Raw genomic sequence first — 12431 nt, forward strand, 5'->3', positions numbered from 1 at the left:
TTTATAGTAAAATGTGTGGGCGTTAAAAGGTCCAGGCGATGCGCGAGCCAGACTTAGGTCCTGTAAAGAACCAAACGATCAGACCGATTAAAGGGAAGAGCAACACGAAGAGTGTCCAAAGGACTTTGCTGAGTGTTGATGCGCCAGAACCGACAATATTTATGATGGCCCAAATTGCGACGACCAAATGTAGTAAACCAAGTAAACCTTCTAACATATTTTTTCTCCTAAAATTGCTTCATGGCCGTTGTGACCAGTTGCAGAAAGAACGGCCTACTGCGTCAATCTGTTCCACTTTTTGTGCAAAATTTATTTTGGAACTTAAGACGAGAACACACGTTAGGGCCAAGTTAGAAAGGCATATCCATGGATAAAATCATCAAAATGCCTGAGAGCCTTCGCTATAGTCGTGATAATGAAAACGGGATTATCCGAATTAAAAATAAAGCGGGCTTTTCCTATCTGCATCACGATAAAACTCTAATCGAAAATCCACAGACATTAGAGCGGATTGGTGCCCTTGGGCTGCCGCCGGCCTACCGTGATGTTTGGATTTGCAAAGATGACAGCGGGCATTTGCAAGCGACGGGATTGGATGAAAAAGGGCGTAAACAATATCGTTATCATGCCGACTGGACCGATTTTCGGGCGCGTCAAAAATTTCGGCAAATCGTAGCCTTTGGCACGGCCCTGCCCTCCATCCGGCGCCGCATAACACGCGATTTACGCGGGGATGACGCGAATAAAAATTTCGTCTGTGCCGCACTTTTGCGGTTAATCGATAGGGCGGCGCTGCGCGCTGGACATGCGAGTTATAACGCAACGGGCGCCACCACGCTAAAGCGCCGTCATATCAGTCTCGCGAGCCATGGCTTGCGTCTAGATTTCACCGCCAAAGGTGGCAAACGCGTCCGTAAGACCATCAAAGACCGCACGCTGGCCAAAGTGCTACAAGAGATTGACGACCTTCCGGGACGGGATTTGTTTCAATATATCGGCGTGGACGGCGAGGTCTATAACCTTGATAGTGGTGACGCCAACGCATATCTTCGCGATGATTTTACGCTCAAGACCTTTCGGACTTGGCATGGAAGCGTCGCAGCCTTTGGGCACGCCCTTAATGATAGTAAGCCGACCATCAAAGCAATGAGCGAGGCAGCCGCAGAACGACTGCATAATACACCCGCTATTTGCCGTAGTAGCTATATCCATCCCGATATTATTGACCTGTCAAAGGGCCATGACACCAAAAGCTATAAGGACCAAAAAACGCCCGGGCTACGAAAGACCGAGCGCTTGATGCTAGCGTATTTGCAAGGTTAAGCGGCGTAAGCTTTGATGAGCTGATCTGCGTCCACATCTTCCATACCGCCCAATATAGTGACGTCTTTAATGCCCATAAAATTGAGAATATGGATTAGGTAAGGGCTCGCAAAATCAATATCAGAGCCGATCTCTGTTCCGCTAGACGCGAATAAAATCACGGCTCTTTTATTGTTCAACATGCCCACTAGTCCGTCATCTGTCATTTTCACTGTGCGTTGGGGCAAAATCACAAGATCAATCCAAGCCTTCAAGGACGCTGGAATTTGGTAGTTATAGATCGGGCAAGTGATCAGTATTGTATCATTGCGTTTAATCTCGTCGATTAATTCATATGACAATGCGAGTGTCTCGCGTTGCGACTCGCTTAGGTCGTCTTCCGGAACACCTTTGGCGCTCACCCACTTGTGATCAACAAAGGGTAGTCCTTTGGCGACATCGCGAACGGTGACGGTTATATCGCCGTCTTCTCGCGATAGGTGTTTGAGCAAAATATCGGCGCGTTCTCGGCTTTTTGATTGGTTGTAACGCGCGCTTGAATCAATACGTAAAATACGGTGGGGCATAAATTTTCTTTCCTGAATTTAGAATTAAATACCAAAGGCCAGTAGGGCCTTTGACACTTTGGCAAATGCGGCACGGTTCGCACCGCGGACATAATCGATGCGGTCATCGACTTTGCCGAAATCTTTGCAACTGTCGTGAATGCGCGCCATAATCGATTGAAGCTGTGTATCCAGCGTATCAAATTCACCGCGCTCAAAGTCGGCATTTTGGCTCATCTCTAACCCGCTAAGTGCGACGCCCCCAGCGTTAGACGCTTTCCCAGGAACATAGACCATGTCGCTCTCCCGAATGGTCTTTGTCGCCTTGGCGGTGCACGGCATATTGGCACCCTCGGCCAGAAATTTCACGTCATTGTCAACAAGGGCCTTAGCGTCATCTTTATCAATTTCGTTCTGCGTCGCACAGGGCAGCGCGATATCAGCCTTGATTGACCATGGTTTTTTACCAGACTTAAACGTCCCGCCCCTGTCATCCGTAAAAGCTTTCAGGCTGGCTCCTGATTTTGCTTTGTGATCTTTGATCCAATTAATATCGTCGCTTGAAAACCCGTCTTCTTTTAGCAGTGTACCGTCACTATCTGATAAGGTGATAACTTTTGCGCCTAGCGCGACGGCCTTTTCTGCGGCGTGGAGCGCCACATTTCCCGCGCCGGAAATAATTATCGTCTTATCATCTATTTTATCCAAATGCGCTTCAAGGACATGGCTTAGGAAATATATAAGGCCGTATCCTGTGGCTTCGACACGGGCGGGGCTGCCCCCATAGGACAAGCCTTTGCCCGTCATTGCGCCTGTAAAGCGGTTTGTCAGACGGCGGTAACGGCCATACATATATCCGATTTCACGCCCGCCAACATTAATGTCACCAGCAGGAACGTCTGTGTATGGGCCGATGTGGCGAAACAACTCATCCATAAAGGCTTGGCAGAACCGCATAATCTCACGCTCGCTTCGTCCTTCAGGGTCAAAATCAGATCCCCCCTTACCGCCGCCCATAGGCAAGCCTGTGAGTGCATTTTTGAACGTCTGCTCAAAAGCAAGAAACTTAAGCGTCGATAGATCTACGGTTGGATGGAAGCGGATACCGCCTTTATAGGGGCCTATCGCGCCGCAATGCTGCACGCGATAGCCGCGGTTTATGTGCACGTCACCACCGTCATCTTCCCAGGTGACATTGAAGATGATGATGCGGTCAGGTTCTGTCAGACGTTCAAAGATGCGCGACTTTTGCAGCGCGTCATCGGTCTTCACGACGTCTTTAACACTCGCGGCAACTTCGTGAACGGCTTGCAAGAATTCGTCTTGGTCCGCACTTCGCGTTTCTATTCGAGACATCATGTCGTCCCACTGCGTTTCAAATTTTGACATATATTTATTTCCCTACTTCGCTGAACATACGCGGGGCGGGGCAAAGCGTTCCTATTCTAAAGCGTTCCTATTCTAAGGAGAGGATTGCTTTGATCATCACAAGCAATAGCGCTGAAACTATTTTGTCTCAGTTAGGAACCATTCGCAGGAGCATGCGTAATATTTCTGAGGATTTATTATGCCAAAGATTTTAATTGTAGAAGACGACCCCTTTATCGCTATGGATTTGGAAGACACCTTCCTGTCCGAGGGCTATGAAGTGTTAGGTCCCATCGCGACTGTCGACGCTGGACTTTCTCTGCTTAAAGAGGAAAAGCCCGACGTTGCTATGCTAGATTATAACTTGGGTCGAGAAACAAGTATTCCGATTGCGCGTGCGCTGAACGACAATAGCATACCCTTCTTCTTTCTTTCTGGTCAGATTAAGCGGGTCATAATTGATAATGATGTGGCCGGTATTAAGGTTATTCCAAAACCCTTTATACCTGAAAAACTTGTTCAAGAGGTTCAAGCCCTGTCTGGATAATGGGGAACTAAGTCCCTGTGTTTGCGTTGATTATATATATGCAAATACAGGAGAAATTTATGACTTACGCAGACAAAATTGAAAACCTTTTCGAGATCATCAATGACCTCAATATAGGTATGTTGGTATCTGAAAATGGTGGTGAACTGCGCTCTCGCCCCATGAAAGCCTTCACCGACAAAGACACAAATACTATTTGGTTTTTAACGCACACACGATCAGCCAAGGTGCTAGAAATTTCACAAGACCAAGACGTGAACCTTAGCTTCGCTTGCCCAAAGGAAAACAACTATGTGTCCGTCAGCGGTAAGGCAAGCCTATCAAGGGATGCGGAAAAAATTGATGACATGTGGTCAGACAAGATGGCCGTTTGGTTCGACTGCGAGAAAAATGACCCGGCGGTCGCCGCCATATGCGTTTCGCCGACCACAGCGGAATATTGGAAAGGCGAAGACAGCGGTTTAAAGCGTATGTGGGAAATTACGAAAGCCAAAGTCACCGATACAAAGCCTGATTTGGGCGATAACGAAACCGTATGCCTTGCGGGATAAGACTATCAGCAAAATCAACGCCCCCATCCGGGGGCGTTTTTTTTACCCCGAAGGTGGGCGCTTAGCAGGGAAGGCCAATGACGACCACCTTCGAGGCTTATCCAGCACTAATGCACTAGACAAGCCAGGGCTTAAACGGCCTTTGAAGTGGTCTCATTAACGTAGGTTAAGTCAGCTGTATTTATCAGAGCAAGCCGTTCTGGCTTGGCCGTGACGCTGTAATGCAATCCTGTGTCAGTTAGCGCGTAGTCCGCCTGCCCTTGTAAATCCATGGGGACAATACGTTTTAATATCTGGCTGCCAAAGCCTTTGCCTGGCTCATTGGTTGTGTCGACAGGCACATCTTCCGTCCAAGATAATGAGATTTCGTCTTTAACGTCCCAATGAATGGTTAACTCCCCGTCTGGGCGGCTTAGCGCACCATGTTTGACGGCATTCGTACCAAGCTCACTTAGCATCAATGTTAGGATAAAGGCACCGCGCGGCGACACGTCAAAGTCTTGCGCGTAATCCAAATGAACGCGCGGGCGGCTCTGCTGGGTCAAAAATGGTGACAAGGTCGTGTCGACCAATTCGCTCATGGGCACGCTCGCCCATTTATGCGACGCTAGCAATGCTTGGGTCTGACCCAGCGTTGTAATCTTTTCACGCAAACGGCGTACCAGCATGTCTTTATCGGCCTCATTGCGGCCCATCATAGAAATCAATGCAGAAACATGGGCATACATATTGCCCATGCGGTGGCGAAGTTCCTCGTTAATGACGTTCAGATCTTTGATCATTTGCAACTGCTGCGCGGACTCAATCTCTGTCATGACGCTCGCAGCCAAATCTTTTAGCATTTGCTTGTCGTCTGCGCTGAAATCAGCACGTGGTTTTTTGTCTAAAACACAAAGTGTGCCCAAAGCTTGGCCAGACTGTGTAACCAGCGGCACGCCTGCATAAAAACTAATGCTTGGATCGCCTGTTACTAATGGGTTATCGGCAAAACGACTATCCGCCGCCGCATTGTTGACGACCATGACGTCGTCCTCACGAATGGCATGGTCACAAAAGGCAATGTCGCGCGGCGTCTCAGTGACGTCTAAACCCTGTTTGGATTTAAACCACTGGCGGTCCGTATCAATAAGAGAGATAAGCGCCATGTCAGTTTGGAGGGCATTTTTTGCTAGTCGTGTTAGCCGATCAAATCGCTCTTCACCGACGCTATCTAGTAATTGAGTGGCGTGTAGCGCCTCTATGCGCGTATGTTCAGACATATTTATCCTTTGGCTCTTCAAAGCCGTGAAGGACCTTCCCTAGACACTATACGCAAGACGTCTATAACTTGGATTAAGATTTTCGTAATTAAATTACGCGCGGCCACCCACCCAACGGTCTGAATAGCGCTCTTTTAGGAAGTAATCACGATCTGATATCATCCGAGATGCCATGTCAAAGCGTGTATTTAAGTCAAGCCGTGTCGACGCGTCTTGCGCAATATGCAGACTTGTTTCGCGCAATTTCCCGAGTTGAGCCTGCAAGACTGCCCGGTAAGAGGGGGCGTCCGTCTCTGCAGTCAGTTCGGTCAGCACGGTAAGCATCTTAATCGTCGCATTGCGGTCGCCCGCGATATAAATGCGCGATTGATCGCAAATCACAGAGACAAAACGTTCAAATGATATCGGGCGAGCCATAACACGAAATTGCCCGTCCTTATCAAAACGGTAGGGTGACGGCGGCGTGCCGCGCATGACGGCTTTGATGGCGCTATGGAACCAATTGATACAATTAATGGCCGTGAACGGATCATTGACACCAGGGGAAAGGGCCCGGGCCAAAATCTCAACAAGTTCATCCGCCAGAAACAAAACATTTTGATGGGCCGTGCGTTCTTGGCCCATGGCAAAACCTGCGCGAAATTTATTGGCAAGATCATCATCAATGTCCTCATCACGCCAAACCCGTAGCAACACATCACCTTGGGTGACGAAATCGCCGGGTCGGTAGTCAATAAACACCACGCAGTTATTATCCTTCGCTAGCGCCATTATCGCACTATCATTGACCGCTTGAATATAGCCCTCTGCCTTCGCACCGACGCTACAGGCTGTGTCATCTGTAAATGTCGAAAGGTCGGGGTCGTCTTTTTTTGCTTCACCTAAATCACTGGGGTAAAGGTCTTCGAGATCGCGACGCAGGCGACGTCCGACTTGGCCAGTAATATTGCCAACGTTCAACGTCTCTGGAATGTGGTGAATAAAATATATCATAACGGCAACGCTGAATAAGGTCAGTCCCATCGCCGTTAGCAAAGAAATATTAGGCACAAAGTCCACGATATCGCTGCCGTCGCCGCCCCCTGCCCGCGCAACACGCAAGATTAACAAGCAATATATAAAGGTTGATGTAAATGTCCCCAAGGTGACTTGATTGCCCCGGTCTCGCATGAAGTTACCAATGAGACGTGGGCCGTATTGTCCAGCCGCGCTCGTCACGGCGACCATTGTAATGGAGAAGGTCACGGCTGCGACACTCATCATCGACCCTGCGATCGTAGACAGGATAACGCGCGCGCTGTCTGCGCTATTAGTTTGAAAAAGGCCCAATTCTTGCGCAATTGTGATTTCCATCCGCTCGTCAAGCGTGGACGTCACATAAGCCAAGATGCAGGCGCCAAAGGCCATTAAGCCCGGGATAAAGTAATAACTACTTTTTAGATCTTCCCAGGCCTTTATCAGGCGCGCATTCATTCAGGGGCCTCGGCTGTATTCGGATCAGATGTTCCGCCTTTGCCCATGACATCTTTGCTCATGACTTGATAGCGCGGCTTTGGCGCGTCACCCTGTTTCGGCACAGGCCATCCTTCGCGTTGTGACGTGCGGTCACCGTCGCTCTCCTCTGTCTGGTCATGTAACAAATGCACATGTGTGTTATAGGGCATATCTATAGCGGCTTCGTCTAGTGCTTTTTTCACACCACGGATGACCGCTGATTTATTGGCGACAACATCACCGCGCTTGCTATCGGTCCACCACCGTGCGCGGATTGTGACCCAACTGGCCGCCAAGTCCCATGCAAAGGCTTCAGGCGCTGGATCTTGTTCAATACCGTCAATGCCTTTGAGAACATCAAGAATGCGCTCGCAAGCCTCGTCAATATCATCAGCATAGCCGATGCCGATATCATATTGCGTCCGGCGTTTGTCTTCGCCCGTTTTCACAAGCACAGCATTTGTGTAAATTTCACTATTGGGTACAACAGCTTTTTGACCATCATAGGTGCGGATAATCGTTGCCCGCGTTTCGATATGTTTAACGGTGCCAACGTAGTCCCCAACATGAATTTGATCGCCGATTTCAAACGGTTGGCGCAACAGGATAAGAACACCCGCCAACCAGTTTTGCAAAATGTCTTTGAAAGCAAAACCAATCGCCACAGAACTCACACCAAGGCCCGCGACAATATTGGCAGGCTCTAAGCTCGGTATCACAATCGTAGCCGCAATTAAGCCGCCAAAGCCAATGATACAGGCTTTGACAAATCCGCCGAGAACCTCCCCTAAGTTAGAGCGGCCGCGGCTATTAAAAGCCTTTTGCATTACAGATTTTACGACCTTGGCGATAATCCAAAAGATGATAAATACAATTATCGCAACAACGATATTAGGCAAAAGGCGTACCGCACCATCAAGCCAGTTGTCGACCCGCTCGAGCGCTAACGCTGGATTTAAATCAATCTCACCAGCCTTATCTGACGGCACACTCTGATTGGAATTCTCTGTTTGCATCTTAGGCCTTCTCAACTTCTGAATGGGATTTTAAAACTTCGTCGCCGTCATCCTGTTCTATCAAGTAAGCTGGGCAGTCGTCATCAGCGTCGCGCGTAACTTCTGTGCCTTTAAGGGTTCGGGTAATTTTCTGCGTGTAGACGTTTGTAATCTCACCTTTTGCAGTACCATTCACCCAAGACCATTTTACGGTCGTTCCTTCAGTGTAACCAGCCATATGTCTCTCATAATTATTTGGATATAATTGCTCTAACGGCTCTTAGCCTGAATAGTTCCCTTGAAAGTTTATAATAAAATAAGGAACGAAAACTCATAACCCCACGTTATGTCCAAGAAATCTGGAGGAAAATATGGCTCGTTTAATTTTTATTGTTGTGGTGATTGTACCAGTATTTGCGTTACTTTTTAATACGCAAGGCCAAGCAATCGAGTACCAATCCGAAGTAGAAAGCTCTATCTTTGAAACGCGTATTGGTCACATTGTATCGGAGCTGCAAGATTGCGACACGCACGCGCTTCCCATTTATTTTCATGATGAATATTTGAGTGTCCACTCAGTTGACCTTATTCGCGACCTCGATGAAATCGCGCAAGTCTGTGATATCGCCGCTGTCACAGTTATCGTAAATGACGGTGTGGAGACCGCCCTTGCACAATCGCGGGTAAATACCACCTTGCAGCATTTAGAAGCGCGTGAGCTTGACGCGCCGTTATATAGTCGTATGACTGATTTAGAAACGCCAAACGATATGGCGCGGCACGGTGCGATTTTGGTGAAGATGTCACAATAGGCTGAGAGTTAGCAGCGACGAGTAAAAAGCATATTATGGACATGATTATTAATCGCCTGTCGCATTACGCAGACATTGGCGCGACACAATTTCAAACCCTGTCCAGCCTGTCACACCGTATTGAAACGCGCCAAGCTGGCGAAGATATCGTCATTGAAGGTGAGGTCGTTGATTACGTTTTCATCATCGAATCTGGATGGGCCATCCGTTACCGACTACTGGATGATGGACGTCGGCAAATCATGAATTTTATGCTGCCTGGTGATTGCTTTGACCTTATGTCGCTCACGAAATCCGCGTCAGACCATAACGTATCCGCAGCGTCAGAAGTCGTGTTACGGCGGATCAAAGCCACTGACTTTTTTAACGCTATTCGCGGCGATAGCTGTTTGTCTTTGGCGTTTTGGTGGGTCGCCATTCAAGAAGAAGCGATTTTGCGTGAGCAGATTGTTCGCAACGGGCGTTTGAGTGCGAAAGAACGGCTCGGCAATTTAATTCTGGAATTAAATCGACGCCTGTCCATATCCACGGGACGCCAAGATAATTCGGTCGCGATACCCGTCACACAAAATCACTTAGCGGATGCCCTTGGGCTTTCATCTGTTCATATCTCAAGGAGTATGGGTAAGCTGTCTCGAGAGGGGTACATCGCCGTTGAAAGCTGGGGCATACAAATTTTAAACCGCGATGCCTTGGCAGAGATGGCGGAATTTGATGACCGCTACCTCCAGACGCCAAAGCTTTCGTTTTAGACTATTTATCGCCATGGAAGAACAAAGCCTGACTAATCGCCGCCTTGACATTATTTGATTGAAACGGTTTGGAAATCAGATAGGCGGGCTCTGGCTTATCACCTGTCAAAAGGCGTTCGGGGAAAGCGGTGATAAAAATTACGGGCACATCATATTCTCCCAAAATATCAGCGACGGCATCAATACCAGAGCTTCCGTCTGCAAGTTGAACATCCGCCAGTACGAGGCCCGGCTTCTTGTTGTTCGCAGCCTTGACAGCCTCTGTCTGTGTGGCGGCAATCGCATCTACGCTATGGCCTAATTCAGTAACGAGGCCTTCTATATCGGCTGCGATAAAAGGCTCGTCCTCGATAATCAGAACGTTAGTGCGTAATTCTTTTTCTATATCGGCTTCCGCTTCGGCAATAAGAGCTTGGGCTTCACTTTCACTGCTCTGCATGACTTGACCAATGTCAGTAGCAGACATCCCTTCTAATGCGTTAAGCAAAAAAGCTTGGCGAGAGCGCGGTGTCAGCCTGTGAACGCGACCTTCGGGCGACGAACTGTCTTGGCTTTCGCGGCCCTCTAGCTGCGCGCCAGTAGAATTCCAAATGCTCAAAAACATTTGAAAGAGTGCGTTTTTGGGACTTAAATCGCCTGAAACGTCTATGTCCCCAGCGGCAAGTGCCGTCAGCGCCGTGCGCACATAAGTGTCACCAGACGATTGGTCGCCTGTTAATGCGCGGGCAAAACGCCGTAGATATGGAAGGTGTGGTGCAAAAGTTTCAACGTAGCTCACAAAAATCCCCTTTGATGGAACGCATGGCCTGTCCACGCGTAAGTGTTGTGATAATTAATATTCTTTTCTTTAAACGTTGCGGGAACCGTTTTGGTTCCCATGCGTAGTCTTTTTTTAGCAGGGATAAATTTAAAGGCCAAATATGACCAATCGCAAAACGCCTGAAACTGGCAAACCGACACGCTCTGGTGAAAATTTTGCCGAAGACTCCCTTAAAGATAAGATTGGCGGCAACTTGCGCCAAATTTATGACGACGTTGTCAACGAAGCCGTCCCTGATGATTTTCTAGCACTCCTAGCGGATGCTGACGACTCCAAAGACGACTAACATATATTCATTGCCCTATTCTATGCTTTAAGAAAGTCATACTATGTCCACCCCCCAAGACATGCCTACCCCGTCAGATACGGTCGAGACCCCTCCCGTTCTTGATGAAAAGCTGTTCAAGCAAGAGCTTACAGACCTTATCCCACACCTTCGCGCTTTCGCGCGCTCGCTTTGTAATAACCCGACACTCGCTGATGACGTCGCTCAAGATGCTATGTTAAAAGCATGGAAAGCCCGCCAGAGTTTCAAGCCGGGATCAAATTTGAAAGCGTGGACATTTACAATCCTTCGCAATCAATTTTATTCTATAAAACGACGGTCTTGGCGCGCAACGTCACTGGATCAACAAGTGGCAGAACAAACCATTGTCGCCAGTAATGACGCGGAGGCGTCTGTTGAGCTTAACGAATTGCGTCGTGGGCTGGACAGCCTTAAAGATGACCAGCGCGAGGCTCTTATCCTTGTCGGGGCATCTGGACTATCTTATGACGAAGCTGCTGAGATTTGCGGCTGCGCTGTCGGCACTATAAAAAGTCGCGTCAGCCGCGCGCGCAAGAACCTAGAGACGATTATCAATTCCGGCTCATTCGATAGCGTCGCCGATGACGTCAGCGCAACGCAAGCCATTAATGCGATTATGGACGAGGCTGACGCCCTGATAAATGACTAACGGCACAGATTAATGCAGGACCTTCGCACACGATTTGGTATCATTCTCGCTCTGGCGCTTTTACCAATTCTGCTCTACGCGCTCTGGCTAGCCTTTTCCACGGGGCGTCTTGCACCTGTCTTTCTTGCTCTCGCGTCCCTCTTATTTGCCTTTATTGCCGTATGGGTTGCGACAGACGCACTTGTTTTTAAACATCTGAAAGTTATTGAACGGGCGTCTCGTGATTTTTCAACTGGCGATCTATCTGCGCGGGTCGGTGCCTTGTCTAAGGCACCACAACGCGTGCAAGAGTTAGCGCAAAGTTTTGACACAATGGCCGACACGATTAGTCAACGTGAAGCGGCTATGTCCGATAGCCTTATTGAAAAAGAAGTGCTGCTTCGTGAAATTCATCACCGCGTTAAAAATAATCTACAGATCATAATTTCCCTGTTGAATATGCAGGAACGTAAAATTACAGACCCTAGCGGGTTGAACGTTATTAACGAGGCCCGAAACCGCATTAATGCCATCGCACTCGTCCACCGAGGTTTATATGAAGGTGATGATCTGCGCGTTATTGATATGCAGCTTTTTCTTGACCGCCTTGTCCATGAGCTGAAAATTGGCTTGGGTACGGATGCTTTGGACGTGTCAATCGAAACCGATTTTCAAGCGGAAACCTTCCAACCTGACACAGCCATTCCCATTGCGCTCTTCATTGTTGAGGCTCTGACAAATGCTATTCAACACGGTGTGCCAGGCGGGGGCACAGTCTGGATAAGTCTTAAACGTGATAATGAGAAAGTTACTGTTTCCGTCAAAGACAGCGGCCCAGGTATGATGAAAAATAAGAAAGCCAGTACGGGATCCAAATTAATCAAAGGATTTGCGAGGCAATTGTCAGGACGCATAAAGATGGACGACACATTCGGTCACCATGTAAGTTTAATATTCAAACCTGGCGCCTTATAAATTTACAGAATATAGCAATGCATGAAAAACCCGGCTGAGGAAATCAGCCGGGTTT

Annotated in this window: 16 protein-coding genes; 8 read left to right on the top strand and 8 right to left on the bottom strand. The window is 48.3% G+C overall.

Annotation, left to right across the window (positions count from 1 at the left end; genetic code table 11):
• Positions 1–22: 22 nt before the first annotated feature.
• Entirely contained in the window at positions 23–217 is a 195-nt protein-coding gene (locus tag AB6B37_RS08480; RefSeq protein WP_371395331.1) for a PLDc N-terminal domain-containing protein, read from the bottom strand.
• 149 nt (positions 218–366) lie between these two features.
• Here AB6B37_RS08480 and AB6B37_RS08485 point away from each other — a divergent pair, with 149 nt between their 5' ends.
• Positions 367–1323, top strand: a complete 957-nt coding sequence (locus AB6B37_RS08485; protein ID WP_371395332.1) for a DNA topoisomerase IB — start codon at positions 367–369, stop codon at positions 1321–1323.
• Here AB6B37_RS08485 and AB6B37_RS08490 read toward each other — a convergent pair.
• Together AB6B37_RS08490 and gdhA are read right to left on the bottom strand one after the other, a co-directional pair.
• Positions 1320–1889 carry an FMN-dependent NADH-azoreductase gene (locus tag AB6B37_RS08490; RefSeq protein WP_371395333.1) on the bottom strand — a complete coding sequence of 190 codons (570 nt, stop codon included), beginning with the start codon at positions 1887–1889 and terminating at the stop codon, positions 1320–1322. The two genes, AB6B37_RS08485 and AB6B37_RS08490, sit on opposite strands and share 4 nt — an antisense overlap.
• Before the next feature lie 24 nt (positions 1890–1913).
• Positions 1914–3257: an NADP-specific glutamate dehydrogenase gene (gene gdhA / locus AB6B37_RS08495; protein WP_371395334.1), complete on the bottom strand. Its 1344-nt coding sequence runs from the start codon at positions 3255–3257 to the stop codon at positions 1914–1916.
• A 178-nt stretch (positions 3258–3435) separates the two neighbouring features.
• On the opposite strand from gdhA, the gene AB6B37_RS08500 reads away from it, so the two are divergent.
• Together AB6B37_RS08500 and AB6B37_RS08505 are read left to right on the top strand one after the other, a co-directional pair.
• Complete coding sequence (locus AB6B37_RS08500; protein ID WP_371395335.1) at positions 3436–3783, top strand: response regulator; 348 nt, start codon at positions 3436–3438, stop codon at positions 3781–3783.
• 59 nt (positions 3784–3842) lie between these two features.
• Positions 3843–4334, top strand: a complete 492-nt coding sequence (locus AB6B37_RS08505; protein WP_371395336.1) for a pyridoxamine 5'-phosphate oxidase family protein — start codon at positions 3843–3845, stop codon at positions 4332–4334.
• Between the two features lie 131 nt (positions 4335–4465).
• On the opposite strand, the gene AB6B37_RS08510 is transcribed toward AB6B37_RS08505, so the two are convergent.
• From AB6B37_RS08510 to AB6B37_RS08525, 4 genes are all read right to left on the bottom strand, one after another.
• Positions 4466–5593 carry a GAF domain-containing protein gene (locus tag AB6B37_RS08510; protein ID WP_371395337.1) on the bottom strand — a complete coding sequence of 376 codons (1128 nt, stop codon included), beginning with the start codon at positions 5591–5593 and terminating at the stop codon, positions 4466–4468.
• Between the two features lie 93 nt (positions 5594–5686).
• Entirely contained in the window at positions 5687–7066 is a 1380-nt protein-coding gene (locus AB6B37_RS08515) for a DUF2254 domain-containing protein (RefSeq protein ID WP_371395338.1), read from the bottom strand.
• A complete protein-coding gene (locus AB6B37_RS08520) occupies positions 7063–8103 on the bottom strand; it encodes a mechanosensitive ion channel family protein (RefSeq protein WP_371395339.1) in 1041 nt (346 codons plus the stop codon). The genes AB6B37_RS08515 and AB6B37_RS08520 overlap by 4 nt, the downstream gene beginning before the upstream one ends.
• Before the next feature lies 1 nt (position 8104).
• Positions 8105–8320 carry a DUF2945 domain-containing protein gene (locus AB6B37_RS08525; protein ID WP_371395340.1) on the bottom strand — a complete coding sequence of 72 codons (216 nt, stop codon included), beginning with the start codon at positions 8318–8320 and terminating at the stop codon, positions 8105–8107.
• 133 nt (positions 8321–8453) lie between these two features.
• Here AB6B37_RS08525 and AB6B37_RS08530 point away from each other — a divergent pair, with 133 nt between their 5' ends.
• Positions 8454–8894 (top strand): hypothetical protein, encoded by a 441-nt coding sequence (locus tag AB6B37_RS08530; protein WP_371395341.1) that lies wholly within the window; start codon positions 8454–8456, stop codon positions 8892–8894.
• A 35-nt stretch (positions 8895–8929) separates the two neighbouring features.
• Positions 8930–9646: a Crp/Fnr family transcriptional regulator gene (locus tag AB6B37_RS08535; RefSeq protein WP_371395342.1), complete on the top strand. Its 717-nt coding sequence runs from the start codon at positions 8930–8932 to the stop codon at positions 9644–9646.
• Position 9647: 1 nt separating this feature from the next.
• Here AB6B37_RS08535 and AB6B37_RS08540 read toward each other — a convergent pair whose 3' ends face one another.
• Positions 9648–10424: a response regulator gene (locus AB6B37_RS08540; protein WP_371395343.1), complete on the bottom strand. Its 777-nt coding sequence runs from the start codon at positions 10422–10424 to the stop codon at positions 9648–9650.
• A 142-nt stretch (positions 10425–10566) separates the two neighbouring features.
• On the opposite strand from AB6B37_RS08540, the gene AB6B37_RS08545 reads away from it, so the two are divergent.
• The 3 genes from AB6B37_RS08545 to AB6B37_RS08555 are packed head-to-tail and all read left to right on the top strand — an operon-like array spanning position 10567 to position 12376.
• Entirely contained in the window at positions 10567–10752 is a 186-nt protein-coding gene (locus tag AB6B37_RS08545) for a NepR family anti-sigma factor (RefSeq protein WP_371395344.1), read from the top strand.
• A gap of 43 nt (positions 10753–10795) precedes the next feature.
• The gene (locus tag AB6B37_RS08550; RefSeq protein WP_371395345.1) at positions 10796–11422 is read left to right on the top strand and encodes a sigma-70 family RNA polymerase sigma factor; all 627 of its coding nucleotides are present in this window, start codon (positions 10796–10798) and stop codon (positions 11420–11422) included.
• Positions 11423–11434: 12 nt separating this feature from the next.
• A complete protein-coding gene (locus tag AB6B37_RS08555; RefSeq protein ID WP_371395346.1) occupies positions 11435–12376 on the top strand; it encodes a sensor histidine kinase in 942 nt (313 codons plus the stop codon).
• The last annotated feature ends 55 nt before the right edge of the window (positions 12377–12431 follow it).

Origin of the sequence: Fretibacter rubidus (assembly GCF_041429785.1) — a bacterium.
Taxonomy (GTDB): domain Bacteria; phylum Pseudomonadota; class Alphaproteobacteria; order Caulobacterales; family Maricaulaceae; genus Fretibacter; species Fretibacter rubidus.

Coding starts and splice junctions, on each gene's coding strand:
- AB6B37_RS08550 (WP_371395345.1), top strand. CDS start 10,796: ATGTCCACCCCCCAAGACATGCCTACCCCGTCAGATACGGTCGAGACC.
- AB6B37_RS08525 (WP_371395340.1), bottom strand. CDS start 8,320: ATGGCTGGTTACACTGAAGGAACGACCGTAAAATGGTCTTGGGTGAAT.
- AB6B37_RS08555 (WP_371395346.1), top strand. CDS start 11,435: ATGCAGGACCTTCGCACACGATTTGGTATCATTCTCGCTCTGGCGCTT.
- AB6B37_RS08490 (WP_371395333.1), bottom strand. CDS start 1,889: ATGCCCCACCGTATTTTACGTATTGATTCAAGCGCGCGTTACAACCAA.
- AB6B37_RS08535 (WP_371395342.1), top strand. CDS start 8,930: ATGGACATGATTATTAATCGCCTGTCGCATTACGCAGACATTGGCGCG.
- AB6B37_RS08510 (WP_371395337.1), bottom strand. CDS start 5,593: ATGTCTGAACATACGCGCATAGAGGCGCTACACGCCACTCAATTACTA.
- AB6B37_RS08500 (WP_371395335.1), top strand. CDS start 3,436: ATGCCAAAGATTTTAATTGTAGAAGACGACCCCTTTATCGCTATGGAT.
- AB6B37_RS08530 (WP_371395341.1), top strand. CDS start 8,454: ATGGCTCGTTTAATTTTTATTGTTGTGGTGATTGTACCAGTATTTGCG.
- AB6B37_RS08515 (WP_371395338.1), bottom strand. CDS start 7,066: ATGAATGCGCGCCTGATAAAGGCCTGGGAAGATCTAAAAAGTAGTTAT.
- gdhA (WP_371395334.1), bottom strand. CDS start 3,257: ATGTCAAAATTTGAAACGCAGTGGGACGACATGATGTCTCGAATAGAA.
- AB6B37_RS08480 (WP_371395331.1), bottom strand. CDS start 217: ATGTTAGAAGGTTTACTTGGTTTACTACATTTGGTCGTCGCAATTTGG.
- AB6B37_RS08545 (WP_371395344.1), top strand. CDS start 10,567: ATGACCAATCGCAAAACGCCTGAAACTGGCAAACCGACACGCTCTGGT.
- AB6B37_RS08485 (WP_371395332.1), top strand. CDS start 367: ATGGATAAAATCATCAAAATGCCTGAGAGCCTTCGCTATAGTCGTGAT.
- AB6B37_RS08505 (WP_371395336.1), top strand. CDS start 3,843: ATGACTTACGCAGACAAAATTGAAAACCTTTTCGAGATCATCAATGAC.
- AB6B37_RS08520 (WP_371395339.1), bottom strand. CDS start 8,103: ATGCAAACAGAGAATTCCAATCAGAGTGTGCCGTCAGATAAGGCTGGT.